This window comes from Wolbachia endosymbiont of Pentidionis agamae, from assembly GCF_036711655.1.
Lineage (GTDB): Bacteria > Pseudomonadota > Alphaproteobacteria > Rickettsiales > Anaplasmataceae > JAZHPY01.
The window spans coordinates 1-8,222 of sequence record NZ_JAZHPY010000050.1; the positions used below are offsets into that span (position 1 = coordinate 1).

Below are 8,222 nucleotides of genomic sequence, written 5' to 3' on the forward strand. Positions count from 1 at the left end.
ATTTTTACTTATATATATATAATAACCTATACTTAAAATTGTTGAGATAATGTAAAACTATAGCTCAGGAGTCAAATGAGATTACTTGTACAAAACACTAAATCTCTCAGAGGAGAGATTTCCATTAATGGTGCAAAAAATGCAGTTTTGCCTATAATTGCAGCAAGTTTACTTTGTGATTCTTCTATAACTTTATCTAATGTTCCTGACCTGATTGATGTACATTTAATGTCCACATTATTAAAAAATCTAGGTGCAGAAATAAATTTTATTCGTAATAAAGAATATAAAGGAAATCACACATTAAAAATTAACTGTAGTAATATTAACAAATATATAGCATCTAGTGAAATTGTAAGTAGAATACGTGCATCTTTTTTGATATTAGGTCCAATGCTTAGCAGATTTGGCAAAGTAAAAACCGCACTACCTGGTGGATGTAACATAGGAAACCGTCCTATAAATATGCATATCAGTGCATTAGAAAAAATGGGTGCTAAAATAGAAATAGAAGGAAGTAATATAACTGCAATGGTAAAAGAAAGATTGCATGGAAAAGAAATAACATTTGAAAAAGTTAGTGTTGGTGCTACGGAGAATATAATAATAGCAGCAACTCTTGCAGATGGAGTAACGAAAATATATAACCCTGCTGTTGATCCAGAAGTACTTGATTTAATAAAATTTCTTACAAAAATGGGAGCAAATATTAGTATTTATAATGATGAAATAATAATAAAAGGAGTTGAAAGATTAAATGGATGTACACATAAAATAATTCCAGATCGTATAGAAGCAGGTACTTATGCATTAGCAGCTGTTGTAACAGATGGTGAGTTAAAATTAAAAGGAATTAGTTTGTCAGACATAAGGTGTATTGAAAAAGAACTGAAGATTATAGGCGCTAAAATTGAGTCCACTAAAGATGGTATAACTGTATTTAGGCAAAGTAACTGTATTAATCCTATTAGTGTAGTAACAAATTCTTACCCTAATTTCCCGACTGATATGCAGCCTCAATTAATGTCTGTCGTATGTTTTGCTGATGGAATTTCAACAATTCAAGAAAATATTTATGACAATAGACTTACACACGTAAGTGAATTAAAAAAAACAGGTGCTAATATTAATATAGAAAGGAATAAAGCCACTGTAATCGGTACAAGAAAATTATCAGGTTCTAATTTTAATACAAAAGATTTACGATCAACAGCTGGATTTATTCTTACTTCTTTAGCTGCCAGTGGAGAAAGTATAATAAATAATTCTAATTATTTATGCAGAGGGTATGAAGCAATGCATGAAAAACTTAATTTATGTGGAGCTAATATTTTAGTTTTAATCTGAGGTTATTTTTATGAGTGATAAAGAACATTACAGTACTAGACGTATTACAGTTAAAGAAATAGATGATCTTTTATATAAAGAACATAAAATGCTAGATCATGGATTTATTAGGATTATAGATTACATGGGTTCTGATAGCAGCATAGTACAAGCTGCTCGGGTTTCATACGGAAAAGGAACAAAACATATAAGTCAAGATGAAGCATTAATAAAGTATCTAATGAGACATTGTCATAATACTCCTTTTGAAATGTGTGAAATTAAGTTTCACGTGAAACTTCCAATCTTTGTTGCAAGGCAATGGATAAGACATAGAACGGCAAATATAAATGAATATTCAGCAAGATATTCAATACTTGATAATGAATTCTATATACCAGAACTAAAAAATATTTCAAAGCAATCAGAAACTAATAAACAAGGCAGTGGGAAATCTTTTGCTCATGATACTGCAAAAAAAATAATAAATGCTCTCACAGATGATTCCAATATGGTATACTCTCATTATGAACAACTAATTGAGGATGGACTTGCGCGAGAAACTGCAAGGAGTAATCTCACTCTTAACTATTACACACAGTTTTATTGGAAAATAGATTTACATAATCTTCTCCATTTTTTAAAACTTAGAATAAGTAAGAATGCACAATATGAGATAAGAGTTTACGCTGAAGCTATGTTAGAAATGGTGCAAAAATGGGTGCCTCTTACTTACAGTGCTTTTATTGAATATTGTTTAGAATCTGCATGCATTTCAAAAAAAGGTTTAGAAATAATACGTAAATTAATAAATGGACAAGTAGTGCAATATGAAGAAAGCGGTATTGGTAAAAGAGAATGGGATGAATTATTTGATCTTATAAAATAATGTTCAACACTATTATAAGTGCATTAAAAAATAATAAATTGGTATGTTTTCCGACTGAAACTGTGTACGCATTAGCATGTAATGCTACTAGTACAAAAGCTATAAATACAGTATATAGAATAAAAGAAAGGCCAAAAAGTAAACCTTTATCAGTATTTGTACAGAATATCTATGCTATTACAAAAATAGCAGATCTCAGCAAAAAAGAACATATTGATTTAATCAATCATTTTTCTCCAGGCCCAGTAACATATGTATTACCAATAAAAAAAAATACTGAATTATTAAGTACATTATTTAAAGCAAGCGTAGGAATTAGAATTCCTGATCATCCAATAGCAACTTCAATATTGAATGAGATAAAATTTCCAATCATAGCAACTAGCATAAATATTTCAGGAGGAAAAAGTATATGCAAAATAAGTAATATACCTAAATCCATCAAAAAATATTTATCTGTTATAATTGATGATGATAACTTAGTTTCCGGCATTGAATCTACTGTTCTTGATTTAACTTTAGAAAATAAAATAAATATCTTGAGACAAGGTGCTATCTCAAAAGAAGTTATAGAAAATGCACTATCACACTTTAATATTACTTACTAAGTTAAAATAGGAATCCATGAAAAAATGATAAATTATAATGAGGTTAAGAAAAAATTAATAGATAATATTTCTATACAAACGTGGCTTTTTTGTGGAAAAAAAGGTATAGGAAAAGCAACATTAGCTAAATCTTTTGCAAAATGGTTACTTACTAATAATTCTAACTCATCACCTCTAGATTTATTTTTAGCTGAAGAGAAAGTAATAGGAGTAGAAACAATAAGAAAAATGAGAGATTTTCTACATTTAAGTTCAATTTATTCTCAATATAAGATAGCAATAATAGACAGTCTGGAAGCAATGAGTAAAAATTCCCAAAATGCGATACTAAAAATATTAGAGGAGCCACCAAAGAATTCCAAAATATTAATAATCTGTCATGAGCCTTATAATACTCCTATAACAATTAAGTGTAGATGTTTTAACCTATATTTCTATCAATCAATTCAAAATGGAGTAAAGAGTTCTGCACTTACTTCTAAAAATGAAATAACGAACCACGATTTAGAAAATCTATATAAGTGTTTCAGTGAACTTTTAAAAAAAACAAGTAATTTTAGTCAAATAAAAGAAATCATAAACAGTGAAGTTGACTTAGATTTAATCTTTAATCTTGTACAAGAGTTAATTTTAGACACTGCAAAAAATAGTTCAAAAAATAATGATGTTGAAATTTTGTATCAAAAATGGAAAGACTTAAACAAGTTACACTTATATGCAAAACACTCTCATTTAGATAGGAAACATGTATTAAATAACATAGTTAATATTATAACCATGCCTAATTAACTACATTATTTATTCTAATCTTATACACTCATACCAAATTGAGGAGAATTTACCTGATCAACTCTTATATTATTATTTTCTTCAGTTTTAGTAGAATGAGTATGAATATGATAAAAAATATAAATTACAGGTAAAATCATAGCTGCAACCAAAGCTCCAGCCGCTATTTCTGATATAGGAATTAAAAACCCAGAGCCTACAAGGAGTCCAACAGCTAATGCACAACAACCAATAATTACACCATTATTAATTTTTGCTTATGTAAGTTCTCTGTTATGCAACTGGCTACGGTATTACTAGGCGTAACTGGATGTTCCGCTACTACTCCAGAAGTATCTTTTACTATAGTAGAATCCATATTTTTATTTATATCATCATCTACTACAGTTGAGTCCGTATTTTTATTTATATCATCATCACTATACACATCTTCTAATATATAACTCTCTTCAGAAGAAATAGATACAACAACATCATCTACTATATTTTCAGCTTGATTAGAAATACTGCGATTTGTATTTTCATACTTTTGAACAAGAGTTAACATATCTTGGTTACTTTTCCTAGATGCCATAAATGACGTAATACCTCTATGATCTGGAATATCAAGACAGGCACCATTTTTAAGAAGTAATTCCGCTCCCTCTACATAATTACCTGCCATAGCAATGTACAATGATGTGCGTCCTTTTGAATCTCGATAATCAACATTCGCTCCATTCTTTAAAGCTTCTTGCATTTTATCTAAATCTCGACTACAGTATCCTTCAATTAATAATTGATTAGCTTGTTTTTTCTTTTCACGTATTGGCATTTGAACAGAAGTGAGATTTGTATCTTCATACTGTTTCAATAGATTTGTAATATCATTTTTTGAATAATCATAAAATGCTGGTAAATGACCAAAATCATCTTTAATATCAACGCAAGCACCACCTTCAAGAAGAATTTTAACTCCATCAATATAGCCACGAACTGCAGCATAACGAAGTAGTGTTCCGTTGAAACAACAAGAGTATCTTTTATCAATGTCAATATCTTGATGCTTTGTAAGAAATTTCACTATATCTATATGCCTTTTTTCTAGAGCAATGCTTAATGCTGTAGATCCAAAAGATCTGTAGTTAACATCAGCACCTTTTTCAATTGCTTCTTTAACTTTATTTAGATCGCCATCGTAGCATCCTGAGATTAGTAGTTTGTTAATTTCACGCATAAAATTTACCTTTATTAATTATAATAATACACTATAATAGTAATTATCTCAAGCACTTTTCTTAAAATTTTAATTAAATTTACTTTTTCTTTAAAAGAAAAATTGGATATTCAATTTAACTTGAATATTTTGGATTAAATTCTTGAGATTTTTACTCGATTTCCTATATTATAATGGTAATCACAGAACTACGGAAGCAATATTTTACTTATTACTTCTAAGTTAATAATTTAGTAATAAACAGTAGCTTTTTAGCATTAGATATACTTAATAATTTTACTACCCATATGCTTCTGCAAAACATCAGGTATACTTATAGTTTCATCAGAATTTTGATAATTTTCAATTATAGCAATAATTGTACGGCCTAGAGCTAGAGCTGAACCATTTAAAGTATGGGCATATTTTTTGACCTTCTTATTTTGAGTATAATATTTTGTATTCATTCTTCTTGCCTGAAAAGCACCACAATTTGAACAACTCGATATCTCTCTATATTTATTTTGTCCAGGTAACCACACTTCTATATCATATGTTTTTTGTGCAGCAAAACCCATATCACCACTGCATAACAACATTATTCTATATGGCAATTCCAACTTTTTTAATATCTCTTCAGCAATATTTGTCATACGTTCAAGCTCACTACTTGATTCTTCCTCAGTTGTGATACTCACCAATTCTACTTTACCGAATTGGTGCTGCCTTATCATACCTCTTGTGTCTTTACCTGCACTCCCTGCTTCTTTCCTAAAACATTCTGAATAGGCAGTGAACCTCATAGGTAATTTTTCTTCTTCAATAAGTTTATTTCCAACAAGATTTGTTAACACAACCTCACTAGTAGGAATTAATCTAAATCCATCAGTTGTAACAAATGATTCTTCAGAAAATTTCGGCAGTTGCCCAACATTGTACATAGCTTCATCCTTTACAAGAACTGGATGGTATATTTCGGTATAGCCAAATTGATTAGTATGAATATCAAGCATAAAATTTAATAATGCTCGACCTAGTTGTGCAAGCTGCCCGCTTAGCACTACAAATCTAGAACCAGAAATTTGCGCAGCTTGCTTAAAATCCATTAAACCTAACCTTTCTCCTAACTCATAATGAGGTTTTGGAATGAAGTCAAATTGTCTTTTTATACCAAATTTCCTTATTTCTACATTAGAGTTTTCATCTTTCCCTATTGGCACATCCTCCATTGGAACATTAGGTAAACTAGACAATATATTTAAAAGTTTTTTCTCTTCTGCTTTTTCTCTTAGAATCACATCTTCTATCTTATTCGCAACACTTTTTGATAGATTAACTTCCGTCTCATATAGGCTATTACTCATCTTTAATTTTGCTATTTCCTGCGTAATTTCATTACGTTGCCTCTGTAAAGATTGCAACTTTGTAGTTAACAGTTTCTTCCTATTATCGATTTCTAGTATTTTTTCTGCTCTGTGTTCCTCTATTCCTCTATTTTTCATCGCTTCATCAAATAAAGCAGGATACTTTCTTACATACTCTATATCTTGCATATGCTACAGCTATAACTACTGTAAATGTTATATAAAAGGCTACCAATCAGCAACCTTTATTGTCTATAGCCTACTATACGCCGCATCACCCATTTCAAGGCATTCAACTTTTGATTCCTCAAATTTCCCTGAAGCAGGAGTTTCAGAATCTTTAAAAAGATTCATCCCAATGGATACAAATGGATGTGTAGAATACTCGGCAATCGGATCTGGAGCTTCTGAGTTTAAATTTTTTGAATCATCAGCATTTTGCTTTTGACTATTTTGATCAGAAATACTTCTTTTATTAAAGGATTTATCTAAACTCTCCGCAATCTTAAATATTCCATACAAAGCTACAATTGATAAAACTCCTATAATTCCACCAACTAAAAACTGATACTCTCTTACTAACATTATACCAGAAGAAATAGAATTTGCGATCATAGGAAGAACACATCCAATAGCTGTACATATTATCAATACTACTGGAAAAAATATAGCTAATTCAATACGATCTTTAGTCTTTAACTTGCCATTTTTATCACGACACTCAATTATATATTTAGGTTCTGATTTCTTGCTTTCCTGAATATCGTACCAGAAAGCGTAAAATAATAAACTGATTACCATCACTGCTGGAATGCAGCCAATAATTCCACCTGCGACTATGGGCGATAGAACATTTAATAAACCAACATATAAACTACCTAATATAGCAGAAGAAATCAAAACGATTCCTACTTTCTCCATAGAGCTTAGATCATTTTCACTATTTTTATCTGACATATTTACTACCTTATTTTACATTAAACTTAGTATATTAACTTATTTTTTTTAATTAGTCAAACCTTTTTTTAATTTTTATTACAAATGAAAGATATAAGCAATAAACTGAGACCAGATTAAGTTTTTTTACAAATTTCTACAATCTATAATAGATAGAAAAACAATCTATTTTATTTTTGTTAGTAATCCCTAAAAAAAGGTTATAATTTAGCAGAGTGGCTAAACTCATTTTTAACATCCAATACTTCAAAATTTTTATAATCAAAGTTCTTCTGAGATAACTCTTCCTCAAAATCTTTAAAAACAGATTTCTTGAGAATAGGTGTAATAATTGGCACAAATAGTAAACGTGGATCACACAATAAATCAATTATTTTACTTCCTAGTGTTTTATTTTCTGAATTTTCTTCAAGTAAATTTTTTATACTCTTTTCAAGATATGTATCATAACTTTTCATTACAGTAAAATAGATAAAGATTGAAACGAATACAGGGATCAGTAGTGATAAACATGCTAATACAGGAGAGGATATAATGTAGTCCCCTATAGCTGCACAACATACAAGCGATATTAAAAAAAGCGGTACTAGATAAGACAATAAACCACTCCGTAAATCAGATTTTTTTCCTTTATATTTTTCCAATTCTTTCGCCAATATTTTTCTATCTTCCTTTATAAGGCTTTTACGCTTACTTGTATCCCTCAAAGGTAAAAGATATAAAAGAGATCTTTCACTCGGATTCTTTAATTTATCATACCAATAATCAAGATTTTTATATTTGTAATCATTAAAATATCTTATATCATCAAGATCTTGCGTTTCTTGAAGTTTAGGATGTACCTCAGATATATCACAAATTGTTCTAGAGTTAGGATACATATCATCTATTATCTTTCTACATGTCTTCTGTAATGAAGGATCTTTCTGTGCAATAAACTCTAAAAGTGATCGAAGACTTTTCCCCTTTATATCATCTAAAGTAATCCCTAGACGATCAAATACAAATCTCTTTGCATACAAGAACTCTTTTTGTTGTAAAACATTTTTATTACTTTTTGCAATATCATCTCCAACTTTTTTGCATATTTCTTC

7 protein-coding genes and 1 pseudogene are annotated in these 8,222 nt (G+C 29.6%); 4 read left to right on the forward strand and 4 right to left on the reverse strand.

Features of this window, described 5'->3' with window-relative positions; all coding sequences use genetic code 11:
* Positions 1–75: 75 nt before the first annotated feature.
* From murA to V6U76_RS03530, 4 genes are read left to right on the forward strand one after another with little or no spacing between them, the layout of a single operon-like run.
* The gene (gene murA / locus V6U76_RS03515; RefSeq protein ID WP_333023635.1) at positions 76–1,347 is read left to right on the forward strand and encodes a UDP-N-acetylglucosamine 1-carboxyvinyltransferase; all 1,272 of its coding nucleotides are present in this window, start codon (positions 76–78) and stop codon (positions 1,345–1,347) included.
* Positions 1,348–1,357: 10 nt separating this feature from the next.
* Entirely contained in the window at positions 1,358–2,215 is an 858-nt protein-coding gene (thyX, locus tag V6U76_RS03520) for an FAD-dependent thymidylate synthase (protein WP_333023637.1), read from the forward strand.
* Complete coding sequence (locus tag V6U76_RS03525) at positions 2,215–2,823, forward strand: L-threonylcarbamoyladenylate synthase (protein WP_333023639.1); 609 nt, start codon at positions 2,215–2,217, stop codon at positions 2,821–2,823. Before thyX ends, V6U76_RS03525 begins: the two co-directional genes overlap by 1 nt.
* Before the next feature lie 24 nt (positions 2,824–2,847).
* Complete coding sequence (locus V6U76_RS03530) at positions 2,848–3,612, forward strand: AAA family ATPase (protein WP_333023641.1); 765 nt, start codon at positions 2,848–2,850, stop codon at positions 3,610–3,612.
* Positions 3,613–3,847: 235 nt separating this feature from the next.
* On the opposite strand, the gene V6U76_RS03535 is transcribed toward V6U76_RS03530, so the two are convergent.
* From V6U76_RS03535 to V6U76_RS03550, 4 genes and pseudogenes are all read right to left on the reverse strand, one after another.
* On the reverse strand, positions 3,848–4,828 hold the full coding sequence (locus tag V6U76_RS03535) for an ankyrin repeat domain-containing protein (RefSeq protein WP_333023642.1): 981 nt from the start codon (positions 4,826–4,828) through the stop codon (positions 3,848–3,850).
* Between the two features lie 257 nt (positions 4,829–5,085).
* Entirely contained in the window at positions 5,086–6,360 is a 1,275-nt protein-coding gene (gene serS, locus V6U76_RS03540) for a serine--tRNA ligase (protein ID WP_333023644.1), read from the reverse strand.
* A gap of 63 nt (positions 6,361–6,423) precedes the next feature.
* Positions 6,424–7,128 carry a hypothetical protein gene (locus V6U76_RS03545; protein ID WP_333023646.1) on the reverse strand — a complete coding sequence of 235 codons (705 nt, stop codon included), beginning with the start codon at positions 7,126–7,128 and terminating at the stop codon, positions 6,424–6,426.
* Positions 7,129–7,328: 200 nt separating this feature from the next.
* Positions 7,329–8,222, reverse strand: a pseudogene (locus V6U76_RS03550) (hypothetical protein); the annotation flags it as partial.